At 71.6% G+C, this 21,357-nt stretch carries 17 protein-coding genes; 1 reads left to right on the top strand and 16 read right to left on the bottom strand.

From position 1 onward, the window contains the following. Nucleotides 1–46 precede the first annotated feature (46 nt). Both ABD875_RS20510 and ABD875_RS20505 read right to left on the bottom strand, forming a co-directional pair. Nucleotides 47–2,587: a hybrid sensor histidine kinase/response regulator gene (locus ABD875_RS20510; protein WP_345181761.1), complete on the bottom strand. Its 2,541-nt coding sequence runs from the start codon at nt 2,585–2,587 to the stop codon at nt 47–49. A 108-nt stretch (nt 2,588–2,695) separates the two neighbouring features. After that, entirely contained in the window at nt 2,696–5,221 is a 2,526-nt protein-coding gene (locus ABD875_RS20505) for a hybrid sensor histidine kinase/response regulator (protein ID WP_345181759.1), read from the bottom strand. Nucleotides 5,222–5,292: 71 nt separating this feature from the next. Between ABD875_RS20505 and ABD875_RS20500 the strand changes: the two genes are divergently transcribed. After that, nucleotides 5,293–6,261 carry an alpha/beta hydrolase gene (locus tag ABD875_RS20500; RefSeq protein ID WP_345181756.1) on the top strand — a complete coding sequence of 323 codons (969 nt, stop codon included), beginning with the start codon at nt 5,293–5,295 and terminating at the stop codon, nt 6,259–6,261. 6 nt (nt 6,262–6,267) lie between these two features. Here the strand turns inward: ABD875_RS20500 and ABD875_RS20495 are convergent, their stop codons facing one another. The 14 genes from ABD875_RS20495 to ABD875_RS20430 form a co-directional block, all read right to left on the bottom strand. Next, entirely contained in the window at nt 6,268–7,518 is a 1,251-nt protein-coding gene (locus ABD875_RS20495) for an MFS transporter (RefSeq protein ID WP_345181755.1), read from the bottom strand. Between the two features lie 68 nt (nt 7,519–7,586). Then, nucleotides 7,587–8,171: an LOG family protein gene (locus ABD875_RS20490; RefSeq protein ID WP_345181752.1), complete on the bottom strand. Its 585-nt coding sequence runs from the start codon at nt 8,169–8,171 to the stop codon at nt 7,587–7,589. A gap of 4 nt (nt 8,172–8,175) precedes the next feature. Continuing rightward, on the bottom strand, nt 8,176–8,904 hold the full coding sequence (locus tag ABD875_RS20485) for a FliA/WhiG family RNA polymerase sigma factor (RefSeq protein ID WP_345181750.1): 729 nt from the start codon (nt 8,902–8,904) through the stop codon (nt 8,176–8,178). A gap of 38 nt (nt 8,905–8,942) precedes the next feature. After that, nucleotides 8,943–10,595, bottom strand: a complete 1,653-nt coding sequence (locus ABD875_RS20480; RefSeq protein ID WP_345181748.1) for a peptidoglycan DD-metalloendopeptidase family protein — start codon at nt 10,593–10,595, stop codon at nt 8,943–8,945. A 10-nt stretch (nt 10,596–10,605) separates the two neighbouring features. Further along, on the bottom strand, nt 10,606–10,989 hold the full coding sequence (locus ABD875_RS20475) for a hypothetical protein (RefSeq protein WP_345181746.1): 384 nt from the start codon (nt 10,987–10,989) through the stop codon (nt 10,606–10,608). A 24-nt stretch (nt 10,990–11,013) separates the two neighbouring features. Beyond that, complete coding sequence (locus ABD875_RS20470; protein WP_345181743.1) at nt 11,014–11,481, bottom strand: type IV pilin protein; 468 nt, start codon at nt 11,479–11,481, stop codon at nt 11,014–11,016. A gap of 153 nt (nt 11,482–11,634) precedes the next feature. Further along, nucleotides 11,635–13,413, bottom strand: coding sequence for a hypothetical protein (locus ABD875_RS20465; protein ID WP_345181741.1), 1,779 nt, complete (start codon nt 13,411–13,413; stop codon nt 11,635–11,637). After that, nucleotides 13,410–14,087 carry a hypothetical protein gene (locus ABD875_RS20460; RefSeq protein ID WP_345181738.1) on the bottom strand — a complete coding sequence of 226 codons (678 nt, stop codon included), beginning with the start codon at nt 14,085–14,087 and terminating at the stop codon, nt 13,410–13,412. The genes ABD875_RS20465 and ABD875_RS20460 overlap by 4 nt, the downstream gene beginning before the upstream one ends. A gap of 44 nt (nt 14,088–14,131) precedes the next feature. After that, nucleotides 14,132–15,397: a carboxypeptidase regulatory-like domain-containing protein gene (locus ABD875_RS20455; RefSeq protein ID WP_345181736.1), complete on the bottom strand. Its 1,266-nt coding sequence runs from the start codon at nt 15,395–15,397 to the stop codon at nt 14,132–14,134. A gap of 2 nt (nt 15,398–15,399) precedes the next feature. Then, complete coding sequence (locus ABD875_RS20450; RefSeq protein WP_345181733.1) at nt 15,400–16,620, bottom strand: type II secretion system F family protein; 1,221 nt, start codon at nt 16,618–16,620, stop codon at nt 15,400–15,402. Between the two features lie 2 nt (nt 16,621–16,622). Continuing rightward, a complete protein-coding gene (locus tag ABD875_RS20445; RefSeq protein ID WP_345181731.1) occupies nt 16,623–17,831 on the bottom strand; it encodes a type IV pilus twitching motility protein PilT in 1,209 nt (402 codons plus the stop codon). Nucleotides 17,832–17,986: 155 nt separating this feature from the next. Next, nucleotides 17,987–19,681: a GspE/PulE family protein gene (locus ABD875_RS20440; protein ID WP_345181729.1), complete on the bottom strand. Its 1,695-nt coding sequence runs from the start codon at nt 19,679–19,681 to the stop codon at nt 17,987–17,989. Continuing rightward, nucleotides 19,678–20,175: an RsiG family protein gene (locus ABD875_RS20435; RefSeq protein ID WP_345181727.1), complete on the bottom strand. Its 498-nt coding sequence runs from the start codon at nt 20,173–20,175 to the stop codon at nt 19,678–19,680. The genes ABD875_RS20440 and ABD875_RS20435 overlap by 4 nt, the downstream gene beginning before the upstream one ends. After that, nucleotides 20,172–21,305 (bottom strand): type IV pilus twitching motility protein PilT, encoded by a 1,134-nt coding sequence (locus ABD875_RS20430; protein ID WP_345181724.1) that lies wholly within the window; start codon nt 21,303–21,305, stop codon nt 20,172–20,174. The genes ABD875_RS20435 and ABD875_RS20430 overlap by 4 nt, the downstream gene beginning before the upstream one ends. Between the last annotated feature and the right edge of the window lie 52 nt (nt 21,306–21,357).

The following is a 21,357-nucleotide window of genomic DNA, read 5'->3' as shown; positions in this document are numbered from 1 at the left end:
GACCTTCGCCGTGAGCGGCGATCGTCCGGTGTGATCCCGGTTGCGCTCAGGGGACGCGGATCCAGCGCGCCAGCGTCTCCTCGATGGTCGCGAGGGCGACCGGCTTCGAGATGTAGTCGTCCATCCCGGCCTCCAGGCAGCGCTCGCGGTCGCCGGCGATGGCGCCCGCGGTCATCGCGATGATCGGCGTGTGCTGGATCTCGCCCTCGATGCGGCGGATCCGCTGGGTGGCCTCGTACCCGTCCATGATGGGCATCTGCACGTCCATGAAGATCGCGGAGTACGACGTACGACGGATCGCCTGGACCGCCTCCATGCCGTCGTTGGCGATCTCGACGGTGTAGCCGAGCCGCTCGAGCATGCCTGTCGCCACGATCTGGTTGATCTCGCCGTCGTCGACGACCAGCACCAGCCCGCGCCCGACGTCGACCGGCTCGGCAGGGAGGTCCGGGCGCGGCGCCGGCACCCGGCGGGCGCCCATCACCTCGTGCAGCGTGGCGTGCAGGCGGGCGAGCTGGACCGGCTTGCTCAGCATGGCGACGATCCCGGCCTCGCGGGCCTCCTCCTCGGTGAGGTTGCCGCCCGAGGTCATCAGGGCCAGGCCGGTGCCGGTCAGGATCGGTGCTGCGTTGATCTGGCGCGCGAGGTCCAGCCCGTTCATCCCCGGCATGGTCATGTCGATGATCGCGAGGTCGAAGGGCTCGCCCTGCCGGGCGGCCTCGATCAGCGTGTTGAGCGCGGTCGCGCCGTTGTCGGCGACGGTCACGTCCATGCTCCACGCGGCCAGCTGGTTGCGCAGGACCAGCCGGTTCGTGGTGTTGTCGTCGACGATGAGCGCACGCAGGCCCTTGAGCCGGTCGGTGCGCCGGGCCGGGACGATCGAGCCGTCCCGGGCGAGCTCGAACTCGATGGTGAACCAGAAGGTGCTGCCCTTGCCCGGCACGCTCTCGACGCCGAGCTCGCCGCCCATCGCGGTGACCAGCTGGCGCGAGATCGCCAGTCCCAGGCCGGTGCCGCCGAACTGGCGGGTGGTCGAGGAGTCCGCCTGGGAGAACGGCTCGAACAGCCGGCCGGAGTCCTCGTCGGCGATCCCGATGCCGGTGTCGACGACCTCGAAGCGGACGGTCACGGCGCCGGGCGCGCTGGACTCGAGGTGGGCGCGGATGACGACCTCGCCCGCGGAGGTGAACTTCACGGCGTTGCTGGCCAGGTTCAGCAGGATCTGGCGCAGCCGGGACGGGTCGCCACGCAGGCCCAGTGGCAGCTGCGGCGAGCAGTAGGCGAGCAGCTCCAGGTCCTTGGCCCGGGCCGGCTCCGTGATCAGCTCGGCGACCTCCTCGACGACCTGGACGAGGTCGAAGTCGATCTCCTCCAGCTCCAGGTGGCCGGCCTCGATCTTCGAGAAGTCGAGGACGTCGTTGATCACGGTCAGCAGCGCGTTGCCGGCGCTCTTCACGCCGTCGGCGTACTGCCGCTGGCGCTCGTTGAGCTCGGTGTCGAGCAGCAGGTCGGTGAGGCCGATGACGCCGTTCATGGGCGTGCGGATCTCGTGGCTCATCGTCGCGAGGAACGCCGACTTCGCGCGCGATCCCTCGAGCGCGGCGTCGCGGGCGGCGGCGAGGTCGATGCGGGCGCGGGCCTCGAGGTGCAGCAGGCGCGCCGTGCGGGCGAACGTGAGGACGGCGAGCAGCGTCATGCCGACGATCGCCTCGGCGGCCGGAAGCGTGCGCCCGTCGACGGCGACCACGTTGTAGAGCACCAGCGCGGGCGGGACCATCAGCGGAAGGACGGCCAGGCCGAGGGTCCGCAGCGGGACCGTGGTGGTGATCTCGGCCGGCGCCTCGGGGCCGAGGCGGACCTCCGGACGGAACGTCGCGCTCGCCAGGAACACCGAGCCGATCAGCCAGATGACGTCGAAGAGCGCCGTCGCCTGCGTGCCGGCCTCGCCGGGAAACGGCACGTAGCCGACGTGGGAGAGCAGCCAGCACCAGATGCCGAGCGCGAACGGAAGACCGAGCGCGTCGCGGCTGCGCCGGGTGCTCGACGCGCGCAGCACCAGGGCGAACATCGCGACGTCGAGGATCGGGTAGCTGGCGGTGATGAACCGCGTGAAGCCGGAGACGGAGCCGTCGGTCACGATCGCGCCGATGGAGATGTTCCAGAACACCAGCACGCTGACGACGACGACGGTGACCGAGTCGATGACCGCGTCGACGTCGAGCCGGGTGCGGCCCCGGCCGGACACCAGCGTGGCGCGCAGCAGCGCGGCGAGGATGGCGCCGTACCCGAGCATGTAGAAGACGTCGGCGATCGAGGCGTCCGGGATGTCGCCGTCCGGGTGGACGAGCCGCGCGACGAAGAACCCCAGCGGCAGCAGGCACAGCCCGGCGGCGATCAGCCCCGGCACCATGCGGGCGCCGCGGGGAGCGCGGACGGTGCCGATCACGGCGACGATCGGGGGCAGCGAGGCGCCGAGGTAGGCGAACCGGGAGATCACGCCCTCGGGGTGGACCAGGTGGATCACCGCGGGCACGACCGCGAACACCCAGAGAACGACCACGGGTCGCGGCCAGCTGGTGGGTCGCACGGGTCCTCCTTCGGGTGCGCAGGGTCCTGGTGCTGCTCCCATCGGCTGACCAGCCCTCATCCTTTGGGGTAATGGACGGGACTGTGTGGAAATCCTGTGCCGCTGCTGTCAGCCGGCTGGGACCCAGCGGGCCAGCACGTCGCGCACCGTCGCGACGTCGATCGGCTTCGAGACGTAGTCGTCCATGCCGGCCGCGAGGCAGCGTTCCCGGTCGCCCTCGATGGCGCCCGCGGTCATCGCGATGATCGGCGTGTGCCGCGCCGTGCCCTCGGCGCGCCGGATCTCGGCGGTCGCCTGGTAACCGTCCAGGCCGGGCATGTGCACGTCCATCAGCACGGCGTCGTACGACGTGCGCGCCAGCGCGGCGACGGCCGCCAGGCCGTCGGCGGCGATCTCGACCGTGTAGCCGAGGTGCTCGAGCATGCCGGTGGCGACGATCTGGTTGATGTCGCCGTCCTCGGCGACCAGCACCCGACCACGGCGCACGGTGTCCGGGGCCACGCCGGGCCCGGTGGCCGGCTGACGGCGGGAACCGGCGACGTCCTGGAGGAGGGTGTGGAGGCGGGACAGCTGGACCGGCTTGGTCACGCTCACCGTGATGCCGGCCGCGCGTGCCTCCGTCTGGCTGATGTCGGGGCCCGACGTGAGCAGCACCAGCCCGGTCGTCGACAGGACCGGGTCAGCCGAGAGCTGCCGGGCCAGCTCCAGGCCGTCGGTCTCGGGCATGCACAGGTCGAGCACGGCGAGGTCGTACGCACGGTCCTGCCCGGCGGCGGTCCGCGCGGCTGCCAGTGCCTCCGCGGCGGAGCTCGCGAGCGTGACCGACATGCCCCAGACGGTCAGCTGGTCGTGGAGGATCATCCGGTTGGTCGCGTTGTCGTCGACGACGAGCACGCGCAACCCACCGAGCAGCTCGGTGTGCCGCTGCGGCGTGACCGACGGGTCCTCGGCGAGCCGGAGCGGCACCGTGAACCAGAACGTGCTGCCCTGTCCGGGCCGGCTCTCGACCCCGATCGTGCCGCCCATCGCGCTCACCAGCTGGTGACAGATCGCGAGGCCGAGGCCGGTGCCGCCGTACCGTCGCGTGGTCGAGGAGTCCGCCTGGGAGAACGGCTCGAACAACCGCGCCGCGTCGTCGGGAGCCACGCCGATGCCGGTGTCGACGACCTCGAAGCGGACCTGCACCCCGTGGTCGGTGCGGGTGTCGAGGTGGGCGCGCATGACGACCTCGCCCGCCGAGGTGAACTTCACGGCGTTGCTGGCGAGGTTCAGCAACACCTGGCGCAGCCGGGACGGGTCGCCGCGCAGGGCGACCGGCAGCTCCGGGGAGCAGTAGGCGAGCAGCTCCAGGCCCTTCTCCTGGGCCGGCTCGGCGATCAGCTCCGCCGCCTCCTCGATCACCCGGACGAGGTCGAAGTCGATCTCCTCCAGGTCCAGGCGCCCGGCCTCCACCTTCGAGAAGTCGAGGATGTCGTTGATGATCGTCAGCAGCGCGTTGCCGGCGCTGCTGACCCCCTCGGCGTACTGGCGCTGCCGGGTGTCGAGCTCGGTGTTGAGCAGCAGGCTGGTGAGCCCGATGACGCCGTTCATGGGGGTGCGGATCTCGTGGCTCATCGTGGCGAGGAACGCCGACTTCGCGCGCGAGGCGTCGAGGGCCTCGTCCCGGGCGGCGGCGAGATCGGTGCGCGCACGGGTCTCCGAGCGCAGCAGCCGCGCGGTGCGCGCGAACGTGAGGAGCGCGAGGGCGGCCATGCCCACGACGATCTCGACGGCATCGGCCCGCTCGCCGGCGAGGTCGCTGACGAGCAGCAGCGCCGGGGGGACCATCAGCGGCAGGATCGCGATGCTGAGCGTGCGCAGCGGCGACCGGAAGGCGACCTCGTCCACCTCCTCCGGCTCGGGGACGGCCTGCCGGCGCCAGGTCGCGCTCGCCATCAGCATGCTGCCGAGCATCCAGCCGACGTCGAGGAAGGCGGAGACCGTGCCCTCGACCTCGAGCACGTAGTAGCCGAGGTCCGCGGCCAGCCAGCAGCAGATGCCGAGCGCGAACGGGATGCCGAGGATCTCGCGGGTGCGCCGCTGCGACAGCGCGCGGATCGCGAGCGCGAGCACGACGGCGTCGGCCACCGGGTACATCGCCCACACGGCGCGCGTGAAGGCCGGCACCGTCTGGTCGGCGAGGATCTCGTTGACCGAGACGTTCCAGAGGAGCAGCAGGCTGACGACCACGACGGTGAGGGCGTCGATCACGGCGTCGACGTCGACGCGGACGCGGTCGCCGTGGCGCACGAGCGTCATCACGAGGAGCGCGCCGGCGAGGCCGAGGTAGCTCCCGGTGTAGACGAGGTCCGCGACGGACACGTCGGGCTCGGTGCCCTGCCAGTAGAAGTACATCCAGATCAGGTCACCCAGCGCGGATCCCGCGATCCCCGCCGTGAGCAGCCCCGGCACCAGTCGCTTGCCGCGTGGGCTGCGCAGGGTGCCGACCAGGCCGACGACCGTCGCGAGGCCGACGACCGCGAGGTAGGTGAGGTCTCCGACGGCGCCCGTGGGACGCGCGACGTGCACCACGATGCAGGCGCCCGTCAGCACCCACACCGCCGCCATCAGCCACGACCAGCTGCGCCCCAGCATCAGGCTCCCCCTTTCGTCACGAGTGTAAAGACGCCGCCGCCGGCCGACCGGCGTTCTGGAATCCTTTAACCATGACGACGAGGCTGCGTCCCGGGGTCCGCGCGATCGATCGAGTGATGAAGGCGAACCCCGCGTTCTCCGTGGCGAGGATGAGTCCCGAGCGGCTCACGAAGGTGCAGTCCACCATCATCCCGGACCGAGGGCCGGCGAACCTATTCCTCGGCCGCCTCCAGCGCGGGGTGGCGGTCCTGACCTCGACGTTCCAGGCCCGGCACGGGGAGCTCCCGCTGCGGATCTACCTGCCGGAGGCCTGGTCGCGCACGCCGCGGCCGGTGGTCGTGAACTTCCACGGCGGCGGCTTCGTGCTCGGCAGTGCCCGGCAGTACGACTGGAGCTGCAGCATCGTCGCCGGCGAGCTCGACGCGGTCGTGGTGTCGGTGGACTACCGGCTGGCACCGACGCACCGCTTCCCGGCCGCGGTCGAGGACTGCTACGACGCCCTGCTCTGGGCGGCGGGCCATGCCGCGGACCTCGGCGGCGACCCGACGCGGCTCGCGGTGATGGGCGACAGCGCGGGCGGGAACCTCGCCGCGGTCGTGGCGATCCTGGCCCGCGACGCCGGGCCCGCGATCGCGCACCAGACGCTGGTCTACCCGGTCACCGACATGACCGAGGCGGTCCAGCAGGACCGGTCGTACGTCGAGAACGTCCGCGGCATCGTGCTGTCGAACGCCGACATGGAGGTCTTCCACGGCCACTACGTCACCGACGACGTCGACCCGACGGACTTCCGGCTGTCGCCGCTGCACGCCGCCGACCTCGGCGGGCTGCCGCCCGCGCTGGTGGTGGTCGCCGGGCTCGACCCCCTGCACGACAGCGGGGTCCGCTACGCGCAGGCGCTCGCCGACGCCGGCAACCGGGTCCGCGTCGAGGACTTCCACCAGATGCCGCACGGATTCCTGAGCTTCCCCTACTTCAGCAAGGGCGCCCGGCCCGCGATGGAGGCGGTCGTCGCCGCCCAGCGCGAGGCCCTCCGCTGACCGCTCCTACCCTGCCTGTGTCGTCGTGCGCAGGTGGGCCGGCACGGTCGCCAGCGCCACGACCGCGAGCAGTGCCGCCGCCGCGAACACGTAGAAGCCCCACGGGTAGGCGATCCCGGCCGTCACCAGCGCCCCGGTGATCGACGGGCCGACGATCGCGCCGACGCGGCCGACGCCGGCTGCGAAGCCGAGCGCGGTACCGCGGATCTCCGGCGGGTACAGGTGGCCGACGAACGCGTACACGAGCACCTGCGCGCTGAACACGAACACCCCGGTCACGAGGACCGCGAGCAGGACCAGCGCGTTGCTCTCCAGCTTGATCGACAGCAGGGCCAGGCACACCGCGGCGATCGCGAACCACGCCAGCACGGTCGGCTTGTTGCCGCGGGAGTCGGAGACGTGGCCGGCCGCGACCAGGCCGATCACCGCGCCGAGGTTGAGCACCAGCAGCAGCGTCGTACCTGCGGTGATCGAGTAGCCGGCCTCGCCCATGATCTTGGGCAGCCAGGTGTTGAGGCCGTAGACCAGCAGCAGGCCCATGAACGACGCGACCCACAAGCCGAGGCTGACGCGCAGGTACGGGCCGCGGACGACCTCGACCGCGCTCGGTGCCGCCGGCGCGGCGGTCTCGCGCCTGCTCAGGAAGGCCTCGGACTCGGGGAGCTTGAACCAGAAGAAGGGCACCGCGACCAGACCCGCGACGCCGCCGATCACGAACATCGCCTCCCAGCCCCAGGCGTCGATGACCCAGAGCGCGAGGAGGGCGGTGAGCACGGCGCCCACGTGGTAGCCGGTCATCGTCCGGGTCATCGCGCGTGCGCCGCGGTCCCGCGGGGCGTACTCGGACATGAGCGCGAGAGCCGAGGGCAGGCACGCCCCGAGGCCGAGGCCGGCGAGGAAGCGCAGCGCGATGAACATGTCCGAGCTGGTCGCGAACGCCGTCGCCACCGTGAGCACCGAGAACCAGGCGACGCAGCCGATCAGGCTCCGGCGCCGGCCGAAGCGGTCGGCGATCGGCCCGATGGCGGTGGCGCCGACGCCGACGCCGACCAGGCCGATCGTGGACGCGGTCGTGAGGGAGGCGTCGGTGAAGCCGAGCGCGCCGGTCGCGCTGAGCGTGGGGATCACGGCCCCCATCACGACCAGGTCGAAGCCGTCGAGGGCGACGGCGATCCAGCAGAGGGCGACGGGCCAGAGCCCGTCGGCGGCGGGGGTGCGCCGGGCCGGGGCGGCGGCGCGCGACGTCGAGGTGGACATGGGCCGTTGGTGCCCGGGTGTTCCCGCGGTCACACACCACCCATTCCGCTGAGCGGAACCGACGTGGTTCAGCCTCGGAGCTTGTCGCCGATCTCCGCGTCGAGACGGTCGGTGAGACCGGCGAGGGCCGCGTCCAGGTCCTCCGCGACCACCACGTCCTCCAGGACCGCTCGGCGGATGAAGCCCGCATCGACCAGTCCGTGGAGGGCGTCGAGGAACGGCGTCCAGATGCCACCGAGGTTCAGGAACGCGATCGGGTCGTCGTTGAAGCCGATGTGCCGCCAGCTCCAGACCTCGACGATCTCCTCCAGGGTTCCGAGTCCGCCCGGCAGGCAGAGGAACGCGTCGGCGAGCTCGGCCATCATCGCCTTGCGCTCGTGCATGGTCTCGACGACGTGCAGCTCGGTGAGGTCGTCGCGGCCCCACTCGCGCTCGACCATCGACCGCGGGATCACGCCGATCACCTCCCCGCCGGCGTCGAGGGCGCCCTGGGAGACGTCGCGCATCAGCCCGTACCCACCACCGCCGTAGACCAGTCCGATCCCGCGCTCGGCGAGACCGCGACCGACGTCGTACGACTGGCGCGCCAGGTCCGGGTCGACGCCGGGGCTCGAGGCGCAGAACACGGCGACGCGGCGGATCGAGCGGCTCACGACGTCAGCCCGCGGCGGCGAGGAGCTTGCGGCGCAGGGTCAGCGCGGCTCGGCTGTGCAGCTGGCTGACGCGGGACTCGGTCACGCCGAGCACCTGGCCGATCTCGGCGAGGGTGAGCCGCTCCCAGTAGTACAGCGCGACCACGATCTGGTCGCGCTCGGGCAGCTCGCGAACGGCGGCCAGGAAGCCCGGCGGGATGTCGTCGTCGGCGCCGGGCAGGTCGCCGGTGGCGCGCGGGGTCTCCTCGTCGTCGACGGAGGTCTCGAAGCTCACGACGCTGGTGTGGGCGGTCTGGCTGTAGACCTTGCGCAGCTCGGCGACGGTGATCGCGAGCTCCTCGGCGACCTCGGAGTCCTTCGGGGCCCGGCCGAGGCTCTTCTCGAGCTTCGCGTACGCCGCGTCGATGTCGCGGATCTTCTCGCGCACCGAGCGCGGCACCCAGTCCGACGCGCGCAGGCCGTCGACGATCGCGCCGCGGATGCGCGACACCGCGTAGGTCTGGAACTGTAGGCCGCGGTCGGGGTCGAACTTGTCGATGGCGTCCATCAGCCCGATCACGCCGTCGGAGACCAGGTCGGCCTGCTCGACCGCCGGCGGGAGGCCGGAGCGGACCCTGCCGGCGACGAACTTCACGAGCGGGGAGTACTGGACGACGAGGCGGTTGCGCGCCTCCAGGTCGCCGTCCTTCTTGTACCGCTCCCAGAGCGCGTCTACGGAGTGCTCGGTGTCCACGGCGGTCACGCTAGCGCGACCGGTCGCGAAGTCAGCAGTCACCCGCCGGAGAGCAGGCGGAGACCGATGGCGGCATCGCAGGGCAGCAGGGTCGTGCCGCCGGCGATCGCCGGGCAGAGCGCGGCGTCCGGGCCCTCGGACAGGCCGAGGACAGGAGCCGGGTCGTACGACGATCCGTCGAGCCGGACCTCGAAGTGCAGGTGTGGTCCGGTCGTGTTGCCGAGGTCGCCGACCAGGCCGACCGGGTCGCCGGCGGCGACGACGTCGCCGGTCTCCAGGTCGGTGCTCGACAGGTGGGCGTACCAGGTCTCGACGCCGCCGCCGTGGTCGATGCGCACGAGGTTCCCGGCCCACGACGGGTGCTCGAGCGTGACGACGCCGGCGCCGGCGGCGTGGACGGCGGTGCCGGTCGCTGCCGCGAAGTCCAGGCCGGTGTGCTGGCCGGACGACCAGAGGTGCCCGGTCTCGCCGAAGTCGGTGGTCAGGACGTAGGAGCCGGGCGCCATCGGCAGGAGGAGCGAGCCGCCCGCGGAGGTCGCAGGGTCCGTGCCGCACCGGCCTCCGACGGGCGCCTGCGCGCGGGACCCGCGCGCGGGCACGCCGGGGCGGCGGATCCCGAGCACCGCGGCGTCGATCGGCCGCACCTCCACGACCCCGGTCTCGGCGTCGGCGACGACCGCCCGGCCGGCGCCGACGTACACCCCGGTGCCGTCGATGCCGTCGCCCTCGGTGCCGAGGACGACGACGTCGCCGGGCAGGGCCGCGCTCTCCGGCACCGCGCGCAGCTCCTCCCACTGGCCGGCGGCGTCCGTGGGCAGGTCGACGGCGGTCCAGGCCTGCGCGACCATGCCGCCGCAGGTGGCGGTCGTCGGGTCGGCCTCGTCGGCCGCACCGACGCGGTGGAACGCCTCCGACACGGCGCGGACCGTCTCGGCGGGCAGCACCGTCACCGGTGCGCTGCCGGGCAGGTCGACCTCGGCGACGCCGGGGGTGAGGTCGTTGTGGAGGTCGCGCACCGGCTCGAGCGGTGCGGGCAGCGAGTCCGGGTCGGCGAGGTCGCGCGCGGTCGGGGGCACGATCGCGGTGCGGGCGACCGCGCGCAGCTGCTGGTGCCAGGCGCGCTGCGCCCTGCGGTTGAGCCGGTCCTGGCGCGCGTCGGGCACGTCGTACGACGCGCTGAACTTCGAGCGCTCGATGGCGGCCTGCGCTGCCTCGTCGGCCGTCCACGCGGCTTCGGCGCGGCGTTGCCGGCGCTCGGCCCGCTCCCAGGCGACGCGCGCGTCCTGGGCTTCGTCGATCGCCTCGGCGAGAGCGGCCGCACCCCGCTCGGCGAGCTCGCGGGCGAGCTCGGCGTTGTCCGCCGCATCCGCGGCGCGGTCGAGGTCGGACGGCTCGGAGTCGAAGAGGTCGCCGACCGCGCCGAGGAAGCCGCCGTCGTCGTCGCCGACCTGCGCGCGCAGGAGCTCGGCCTGGTCGGCGGCGAGCTGCGCGGTCTCGGCGAGCCGGACGCTGTTCGCGCTGAGGGCGGCCACCCGTGCCTGGGCCTCGTCGTACGCAGCCCGCGCCGACTCGGCCGGGGCCGCGGAGATCGTGAGGGTCGGGGAGTCGGGCGTGGACTCGGCCGGACCGACCGGTGCGACGAGGACGAGAGTCGCGGCGAGGCAGGTCGTGGTGCGCTGGAGCCAGGCCATCGAGGTCACGTCACTCGTCGAGGAAGGCGATCTCCTGGAGGAGCGTGAGCGAGTGCCGCTCCTCGGGATCGTGGTGGTCGGGCACCGGCACGGCCGGCACCGCGAGCGAAGGCACCGGGATGGACGGCACCGCGAGCGAAGGCACCGGGATGGACGGCACCGGCGCCGGGGGAGCTGCGAGGGATGGGGTGGTGGCGACGGCAGGTACGGCAACCCCCGGGAAGGCTTCCGTGTCTGTCGTCGCCACCACCACGCTGGGTGCGTCGGGGGCCTGGTCGGCCTCCGGTCGCTGGACCCCGAAGATCGTGCGCACGACCGCGGCCATCTCGAGCAGCAGGCGCTGGGCCTGGTCGCGCTCGAGCATGGTGGCCGGGTCGTGCGTCACGATCTCCATGGCGGGTCCTGGGTGTGGTCGTGCTCAGTTGATCGCGACGAAGGTTCCTGCGGTGGCGCAGGCGCCGCCGGTCGGACCGGTCGTGCTGGACTCGGCGTCGAGACCACCGGCGGTGGAGTCGTAGTAGAAGAACTCGCCGCCGCTGCCGCCCTTGGCGCTGCCGCCGTCGTTGCTCGCGCGGATGCAGTAGCCCGCCGCAGGGCTGCCCTTGATCTCGACGTCGTTGTCGGGGGAGGTCTTGAGGCCGGCGGCCACGAGGCTTGCCTTCGGGTCGGTGCCGAACCCGGTGGCCGAGGGGTTGTCGGTCGTGTAGGTCTCGACCGCGGTGGCCGCGTTCTTGAGGTCCGACTTCATCGAGGAGTCGACACCCTTCTGGCGCTGGTTGAGGAACAGCGGGATCGCGATCGCGGCGAGGATGCCGATGATCACGATGACGACGAGAAGCTCGATCAGGGTGAACCCCTGGTCCTTCTCCTTCAGGGCCTTCTGCATCCGAGCAAGCATGGGCGGTTCTCCTGGGGGGGTGATGGTGCTGCGCTGTCTGTGCCGATCCCTCGGGGGCGGGACTGCCGGCGGTTGTCACCCCAGTTCTCGGAGTGTGACGCAGACGACTTGAGGAAATCTGGAGAATTTTTCGGGCTTCTGTCAGTCGTCGTAGCGAGGCGTGACCTCGCCGAACGTCTTCATGCCCCAGGAGGACCTGACCGGGTCCAGGAAGTACGGCGGCGGCGCGTACCGCAGCCGGCTGTCGTAGTTGTAGTTCTTGTCGTAGCCGGTGCCGGAGCTGGTGCCGACCGCGCCGCGGAACCGCTGGGCGATCGTGCCGAAGATCGTGAGGTCGCCGAGTCCGGAGCCCACGTCGTACTCCTGCACCTCGAAGCTGTGTTGCAGGGTCAGGATCGCCGCCTGGACGACCGGGTCGCGGAAGGTCGTGCCGCCCAACGAGGACGGTCGGCTCATGTTCGAGCCTGGGCCCCAGGCGACGCAGTTGTCGTAGCGGTCCTCCCGGGTGCACACGGTCGTGACCGGGTGGTAGATCTGCACGGAGTTCGACGAGACCAGTCCGAGCGCGTCGGTGCCGTTCTGGCCGCCCTGGTAGGTCACGTTCCCGACGACCACGATGTTGTTGTCGGCCGAGATCGTCACCCTGCCCTTGAGGGTGCCGTCGAGGTACACGGTCCCGTACCGGCAGTTGGCGTCCGGGTTGGTCGAGCGCTGGTTGAAGTCCCCGGCCTGCGGCAGGCTGCCGTTGGTGGTGGTGCTGCCGGTCGCGCTCCAGGTCCCGGTGGCGTCGATCGACCTCGCCGGGCAGGCGCCGCTCGACGGCTGCGGCTGACTCACCGGCACGTCCTGGACCATGATCAGGTTGTTTTGCGGGACGTTCACGACCTGCGGCCAGGAGCTGTTCGGGTTGCCGCACCCCGGGTTCAGGGTCTTGGACCAGCGGCTCCAGACCCGCATCGTTGCCGGCGCCGTGCCGGGCTGCGGGATGAACTGGATGCGGGTCGGGCCGGTGTAGAGGCAGCCGAGGGGCGGCTCGGGGTCCAGGCCCGCGGTGACGTACTTCCGGAGGTCGCCGATGCTCTCCGGGATCTCGACCACCTCCCGGTAGGCGATGCCCTTGTCGAACCTGGGATGCACCGAGGAGTAGCTGTCGAACGTGTAGCACTTGTATGCCTGGGACGGTCCGCTCGCGTCGCGGCAGGCCGGCCGGGACGTCGTGACCGTTCCCTTGAAGTGAGGTCCCTGCCGGCTGGAGTTGTCGCGCAGCAGCATGGTGTCGTTGGTGTGCAGCGGGCCGTTGATGACGTCGTCACCCGAGAAGGCGATGTTGGTGCACGTGGGGTGGTCCGGCCGCTTCGGGTCGGCCCATGCGTAGCGCGCGCACGAGGCCTTCGAGGTGGGATCCGCGTAGTCGGCCGGGTCCCTGGTCTCGTACACCGTGTAGTAGAGGAATTCGCCGAACCCGCCGCGGCGCAGAGTGACCTGGAGACTCCGCGTCGTGTCCCGCTCAGTACCGGAGGCTCGGCCGGTCACGACCAGGTCGACCGTGCCGTCGACCGGGGTGCTCGAGACGTCGACGTCGTAGTGGAACTGCGCATCGGTGGATCCCGGTACGTCGAGCCAGCCCGGCGCGGTCGACGCGTTCCACCCGCACGAGTTGGCGCGCGTCGTCGCACCCTTCAGGGCCTGGTTCTCGCAGTCGACGGTCTGCCAGTAGTTGTCGCTCTTGTTCAGCCGGGCCAGGTAGTCGTCGATGCCGGCCTGCGCGGCGGCGAACGCCTGGTACCAGGCGTTCGACTGCCTCGCGTGCCGCGAGGTCTGGAGCCCGTAGTGGAGCGCGCCGCTCACCACGAGCATGGCGACCGTCATCGCGCCGAGGACCATGATCAGCGCGGAGCCCTCGTCGCGCCGGACCCTCACGACGCCTCCACCAGCACGTTGATGTCCGCGTTCGGCAGCCGCACCCGCTGCACCACCGTGGTCGTCGGGTAGCCGGCGCCGGGCTGGCTCTGCACGGTGATCGAGATGTCGGCGCTCGACACCCGGGGCAGGTCGGCCGCGGGGAGCGACGTGCCGGCGATCCGGGCGCCGTCGAAGTCGTAGTAGGTGAACACGGCGGCGGTCGGCCAGACGAGGCCGCGCGCCAGCGTCCGCACGCTCACGACACAGGCGGGCTCGGTCGCCGGGTTGCAGAACCGGTAGTGGCCCCCGCTCGTCGGTGTGGGCGGGATCGTCGTCTGGCGCAGGATCGCGGTCCCACTGGCCAGCGGGTCCTGGAGCACCTCCAACGTGGTCAGGCTCGGGCCCTGGCCGGTGTTGTCCAGGTTGGCGTAGAACGTGACCCGGGTGCTCGTCGCCTGGACGATCGCGGTGTCGGCGCACCCGTCGCAGGCCAGCGAGTCCAGCTGGTCCGGGAGCACCGCGGTGCGGAGCACCTTGCCGCTGGCCGCCATGCCGACGTCGCCCTGCGTGGAGTTGTCCAGCCGCACCTCCATGCCGGTCGTGGTGCGCAGCCCGAGGATCGCCACCGAGGCGATCATCGTGGTGAGCACGGTGAAGAGCGCGCCGGCGACGAGGACCTCGACGATGCTCATGCCGTCGTCGCGGTGGCCCGGGTGATCGGGTCCGGGTCGCGGCGTCACGAGAGCACCACCACGGGCTCACCCTGGCCGACGACCACGTCGGCCTGCGTGCCCACCGTCCAGGTGCCGTACGGCAGGGTGGTCATCAAGACGCCGTCAGCGCCCGTCGTGCCGAGCTCGATCGTCGCGCCACCGGGACACAGCCGGTCACCGGGATGGGTGGCGACGACGGCCGTGCCGGCGGGGGCGTGCACCTCGACCGCTCCGAGGGCGACCTCCACCGCGGTCGCCCTTCCGGCTTCCGCGGGAACCGGCAGCGACTCCCCGGAGAGGGCCGGGTTGCCGTCCTCGCAGCCGCCCGCCCACACGACGTACCCGCTGGGGAACGGCCACAGGTCGGCCGAGGCCAGCGCCTGTCCGTCGGCGAAGACGCGCGCGCCGATCGGTTGGAGCCCGCTGTTGCCGATCGTCACCGGGAGGTCCTCGGCGCCGGCCGGGAGCTGGTAGCCCGTCGGCGCGACGAGGGTGGGGATGATGCGCGCCGACTGGTCGTACTGGATGGCTCCGCGCCACAGCTGACCGGCCTCGAGGTGCACGGTGGTCTGCGCCGTCGGGTCGCCGGCCAGGCTGACGAATCCCGCGTTCGAGGCGGTGACGGTCCAGTCCCCGGGAGCGAGGTTCTCCAGCAGCGCGCAGCCGTCCGCGGCGGTGACCTGGAGCGGCGCGGTCTGGTTGAGGCTGTTCCGCGCGGTCACGTGCACCCCCGGCTTGGGGTTGCCGGAGCTGTCGATGACCTTGATCCCGATGTGGCTCTGGGTCTGGAGCGCCGAGTACGTGCCCTTGGACGGCGTCATCACCGTGTCCATGGTCACCGGCGGGCGATCACCGAGTGCGGGCCAGCTGACCTTCACCGTGACGTGCAGGTAGGCGAGCTCGTCCGACGTCCCGTCGTCGCACGGGGAGCTGGCACCGTTGCCGACCGCCTCCCACCGGGTGTCGCGGACCACCGTGTACGGCACCCCGTCGATCACGATCGGGGCGTTCGCCTGCCCGCCGGGCAGCTGGTTGGGGTTCGTGGCATCGGCGACGTGCCCCGGCCCTCGGAGGACCGACGAGAACGAGTCCCGGACGATCTCGAGCTCGCGCGAGGCGAGGTTGACCGCCGCTATCCGCGCCTTGTCGTCCCGGGTCACCGAGATCGCGCTGCCCAGCACCGACAGCACCGCTGTCGACATGATCGCGAACAGGCCGAACGCGACGACGACCTCGATGAGGGTCATCCCGTCGTCGCGCCGTTCGCGTGGCTCAGTCCGGGTGCGCACGGTCAGCCGATCAGCTCGAAGACCTTGAAGATCGGCATGTACAAGGCGATGATCATCGACCCGACGACCGCGCCGAGGAACGCGATCATCAGCGGCTCGATCAGCGCGGTCAGCGCCTCGGTCGTCGCCTCGACCTCCTGGTCGTAGAACTCCGCGATCTTCGCGAGCATCTGGTCGATGGCGCCGGACTCCTCGCCGGACGCGATCATCTGCACGACCATGCCCGGGAACACCTCGTGCTCCGCGAGGGGGCCGGCGACGGTCTCGCCTCGCCGTACCGACTGCTGCACCTCCGACAGGGCCCGGGAGATCACGACCGAGCCGGTGGTCTCGGCGACGATGTCGAGCGACTGCAGGATCGGTACGCCGGAGGAGAGCAGCGTGCTGAGGTTGCGGGAGAACCGTGCCAGAGCGAGCTTCTGGAACAGCTTGCCGAACACCGGCAGCCGCAGCTTGAGCGGGTCGACGACGTTGCGCACCCGCTCGGTGTGCCGGTACCTGCGCCAGAGGAACAGGCCGACGACGGTCGCGACCACCAGGAACGGCAGCAGGAACCGCATCGCGTTGGACATGAAGACGAGGACCCGGGTCGGTAGCGGGAGCTCGCCGCCGAGGTCCTCGAACATGCCGGCGAACACCGGCACCACGAACACGAGCAGCCCGACGCACATGATGATCGCCAGGCAGAACACCACGATCGGGTAGGTGAGTGCGGCCTTGATCTTGCCGCGCAGCTTCACCTCGGCCTCGAAGTTGTCGGCGATCTGGCGCATCGAGGTGTCGAGGAACCCGCCGGCCTCGCCGGCCCGGGTCATGCTGATCATCAGCGCCGGGAACACCTCGGGCGACTTCGCGAAGGCGCTGGAGAGGCTCTGCCCGGTCTCGACGTCCTGCTTCACGCCGCGGAGCACGCGGCGCAGCTCCGGGTTGTCCACCTGCTCGGACATGATCGTCAGCGCCCGCAGCATCGTGAGGCCCGCGTCGATCATCGTCGCGAACTGGCGTGAGAACACCGCCAGGTCCCGGGTCTTGACCCGCTTCTTCAGGCCGAGCTTGATCTCGCGCTGGAGGCCGACGTTCGCGGGCCGGACCTCGAGCGGCACGTAGCCCATCGACCGCAGGCGCTCGGCGACCGCGGCCTCCGAGACCGCCTCGACCTTGCCCTCGGTGAACCTGCCGGCGGCGTCGCGGACCTTGTAGCTGTACTGCGTGGCGCCGGACATCGTCACTCCCAGCCGGCGTGGGAGCGCGTCACGCTCGCGCCCACCAGGGTCTCGAAGTCGTCGCGGTGCGAGCAGTGCTCGAGGCCGGCCTCGTAGGTGATCCGGCCCTCGCGGACCAGCGCCGCGAGGTGCGCGTTGAGGGTCTGCATCCCGTCCTTGGCGCCGGCCTGGAGTGAGCCCTGGATCTGCTGGAGCTTGTCGTCGCGGATCATCGCCCGGATGCCCGAGTTGCAGACCATCACCTCGACCGCCGCGACCCGCGCCGTACCGTCGACGGTCTTCACGAGGGTCTGGCACACGACGCCCTGGAGGGTCGCGGCGAGCTGGGTGCGGACCTGCTGCTGCTGGTCGGCGGGGAAGACGTCGACGATGCGGGTGATGGTGTCCTGCGCGGACTGGGTGTGCAGTGTCGCGAACACCAGGTGGCCGGTCTCGGCGGCGGTGAGCGCGACCGAGATGGTGTCGAGGTCGCGCAGCTCGCCGACCAGGATCACGTCGGGGTCCTGGCGCAGCACGTGCTTCAGCGCGGCACGGAACGCGTGGGTGTCGGCGCCGACCTCGCGCTGGTTGACCAGGCAGCCGCGGTGCTCGTGGAGGAACTCGATCGGGTCCTCGATGGTCACGATGTGGCCGCGCCGGGTGCGGTTGATGCGGTCGATCATCGCGGCGAGCGTGGTCGACTTGCCGGAGCCCGTCGGCCCGGTGACCAGGACGAGGCCACGCTTCAGGTTCGTGAAGCTCGCGAGCACCTCGGGCATCCCGAGCTTCTCGAGCGGCAGGATCTCCCACGGGATCAGCCGCATCACGGCGCCGATCGCCTCGCGCTGGCGGAAGATGTTGACGCGGAACCGCGCATGGCCCGGTACGGCGTACGCGAGGTCGAGCTCGAGCTCCTCCTCGAACACCTTGCGCTGCCGCTCGGTGAGGACGCCGTACAGCATCGTGCGCAGCTGGTCGCCGGTCAGCTCGGGGTAGCCCTCAAGCGCCGTCATCTCGCCGCGCAGCCGCACGGTGGGTGGCGCGCCGACGGTGAGGTGCAGGTCGGAGCCGCCGAGGTTCAGCACCGCGACGAGCAGGTCGTCGAGCACCAGGCGGGTCGTCACCTCGGTCGGCGGGGCGGCGACCACGGGAGGGGGAGGTGCGGGGGCGACGACAGGGGCGACGACAGGGGCGACGGGCGCAGGGGTGACGGGCGCAGGCGCGACCGCCACGGGCGCGACCACGGTCGGTGCCGTGGCCGGGCCCCGGTCTCCGGCCAACGGCAGGCCGAATCCGTTCCGAGATGGGTCGGTCACATCGGGGTCTTCGGTCTGGACCGGTGCCGACTTGAGGCTCAGGTCACAGGTGGTTGCGAGACGGCGGTCGGTCAGGCGACCACGCGGAGGATCTCCTCGATCGACGTCCGGCCCTGGGCGACCTTGGCCCAGCCGTCGGCCTTGAGGGTGGCCATGCCCTGCTCGCGGGCGGCCCGCCCGATCTCGTCGGTCGACGAGCGGTCGACCACGAGCCTCGAGATCTCCTCGGTCACGGTCATCACCTCGTGCAGCGCCATCCGGCCGCGGTAGCCGGTCTGGGAGCACGCCGAACAGCTGCCGGGGCGGTACAGCACCGGCAGCTCGCTGCCCTCGGCCCACGGGAAGCCCACCTGCAGCAGCTCGGTCGGCTCGGGCCGGTAGGCCTCCTTGCAGCGCTCGCACAGCGACCGGCACAGCCGCTGCGCGACGACGGCGTCGAGGGCGGAGCCGACGAGGAACGGCTCGATCCCCATCTCGACCAGCCGGGTCACGGTCGACGGGGCGTCGTTCGTGTGGATGGTCGAAAGGACCAGGTGGCCGGTGAGCGCGGCCTCGACGGCGATCTGCGCGGTCTCGTGGTCGCGGATCTCACCGATCAGCACGATGTCGGGGTCGGCCCGCAGGATCGAGCGCAGCGCCGAGGCGAACGTGAGGCCGGCCTTGGTGTTGGTCTGCACCTGGTTGATGCCGGGCAGCCGGTACTCCACCGGGTCCTCGACGGTGATCACGTTGACGTCGGTGCGGTTCAGCTGGTTCAGCGTCGCGTACAGCGTGGTCGACTTCCCCGAGCCGGTCGGACCGGTGGCGAGGATCATCCCGTAGGGCTTCGAGTACGACGCCCGGTAGCGCGCGTAGTTGTCCGGGCTGAAGCCGAGGTCGTCGAGGCCGAGCTGGGTCTGGGAGGTGTCGAGGATCCGGAGCACGACCTTCTCGCCCCACACGGTCGGCAGTGTCGCGACGCGCAGGTCGACGCGGCGCCCCTCGTGGTTGACCGACATCCGGCCGTCCTGGGGGACCCGGCGCTCGGCGATATTCATCTCCGCCATGATCTTGAGCCGCGAGATCACGCCGTTCTGGATGTTCTTGGGGGAGCGGTGCGCGTCGTGCAGGACGCCGTCGATGCGGTAGCGCACCCGCATGTCCCGCTCGGTCGGCTCGATGTGGATGTCGGACGCCCGGTCGCTGATCGCCTGGTTGATCAGGAGGTTCACGAACCGCACGACCGGCGCCTCGTCGGAGACCTCGGTGAAGCCGGCGAGGTCCTCGGCGACGTCGGCCTCGGGGACGAGGTCGGAGCTGATGTCGAGCAGCTCGCCCTCGGCGCGGTAGACCTGGTTGATCCGTGCCTCGATGTCGGCGCGGTTGGCGATGGCGAAGCGCACCCGGCTCCGGGTGATCCGGCTCAGGTCGTCCTTGAGCTCGATGTTGCCGGCCTGGCGGATGCTGACCGCGACGACGAGCTCGCCGTCCTGCAGGGCCAGCGGCAGCACGTGGAGCCGGCGCGCGAAGTCGGCCGGCACCAGGCTGACCGCCGTCACGTCGACGGCGAACTCGGAGAGCTCGACGTACTCGAGCCCGGCCGACGTGGCGGCGGTCCGTACGACGGTCGGCCGGTCCACCCAGCCGCCGTCGATCAGGGCCTCGACCACCGTCTGGCCGCGCTCGGCGGCGAGCCGCGTGGCCTCGTCGAGCTGGGCCTGCGTGACGGCGCCCGCGTCGAGCAGCGCGCGCACGGTGTCGCCGGACGGCTCGGACCGCAGGGTCATCGGTCCGGGATCGCGGTGAGCGCCGCGGCGGGGTTCTCGCGGTAGCGCACGATCAGCTCGGCCGTCGCCTCGTCGATGCGCTGGTGCAGCGCGCGGCGGTAGTCGGTCAGCTGGGACTCGGCCTCGGTCAGCCGGGCGACCGCGTCCTCGACCTGCTCGGGGTCGTGCGGGTCGACGTCGGTCGCCCACATCCGGGCCAGCTCGGGCAGCTCGGGCAGCGGGTCCGAGGCGTGCACGGCGACGAGCGCCTGCCGACTCTGGCCGGTCCCGGTGTCGCCGAGCACGCGCACCAGCTCCTCCAGCGTCAGCGGGTGGTCGGACTTCGACTCGGCGGCGAGGAGGTCGAGCCGGGCGTGCACGAGCCGGCGCCAGTACGACGCCCGGTCCTCCTCGGCCTCGAGCTTGTGCCGGTAGTCGCGCAGCTGCGCGAGGTCCAGGTCGGCCAGCACCTCGGAGGGGACCGCGCTGGTCACGGTGCGACGGCGTTCGTTCATGGCGTGGTCTCCGCATCGACGAGGGCCGGGTCGACGCCGGCGCGTTTGAGCATGACGGTGAAGTCGTGGGTGTTGGAGCTGACCAGCTTCGCATCCGCGATCGAGACGCTGCCGTCGAGCACCAGGGTCACGAGGTGCTGGTCGAACGTCCGCATCCCGGAGTACGCGCCCTCGGCGACGATGTCCGCGATCGTGTCGGTGCGCTCGGGGTCCGCGACGGCCTCAGCGAGCCGGGGCGTGTTCACGGCGATCTCCATCGCCACCGCGCGGCCCTGGCCGTCGGCGCGCGGCACCAGCCGCTGGCACACGATGCCGCGCAGGGACGCGGCGAGGCCGAGCCGGACCTGCTTCTGCTCGTGCGGCGGGAAGAAGTCGATGATCCGGTTGACGGTCTCCTTGGCGTCGGTCGTGTGCAGCGTCGACATCACGAAGTGGCCGGTCTCGGCGGCCGACAGCGCGGCGCGGACCGTGTCGGCGTCGCGCATCTCGCCGATCAGGATCACGTCCGGGTCCTGGCGCATGGCCGCCCGCAGCGCGACGCCCCAGTCCGCCGTGTCGGTGCCGAGCTCGCGCTGGTTGACCGAGGCGACCTTGTCGCGGTGGATGACCTCGATCGGGTCCTCGATCGTCAGGATGTGCACGGGGCGGACCTCGTTGACCGCGTCCACCATGCCCGCCAGCGTGGTGGTCTTGCCCGAGCCGGTCGGGCCGGTCACCAGCACCAGGCCACGCGGCTCGAGCGCCAGGGACCGGATCACGTCGGGCATGCCGAGGTCGGCCAGCGAACGGGGCTCGTCGCCCACGAGCCGCAGCACGCAGCCCACGGTCCCGCGCGAGCGGAACGCGTTGGCCCGGAACCGGCCGATGCCCGCGACCGCCAGGGCGTAGTCGGCCTCGTTGGTCGCGAGGAACTGCGCCTCGACCTCGGGCGTCATCGTCTCGCGGACCACCGCCTCCAATGCGTCCGCGGTGAGCGGCTCGGCGTCGAGCGGCACCAGCGAGCCTCGGATCCGCACCCGCGGCGGTCCGCCCACCTTGAGGTGCAGGTCCGAGCCGTGGTTCACCACGACCGCCTGCAGGAAGGGAGCGATCCGGAGGCTCGTCGCCGCCGTCTCCCGAGAGCTCGTCACGCGCCTTGTGTACCACGTCCGAGAGGCGCTCCAGGACCGTCCACGAAATGTC

The organism is Nocardioides caricicola (genome assembly GCF_039541135.1).
Taxonomy (GTDB): Bacteria; Actinomycetota; Actinomycetes; order Propionibacteriales; family Nocardioidaceae; genus Nocardioides; species Nocardioides caricicola.
Note: the sequence above shows the minus strand (reverse complement) of the source record. Positions and strands in the feature narration are given on the sequence as shown.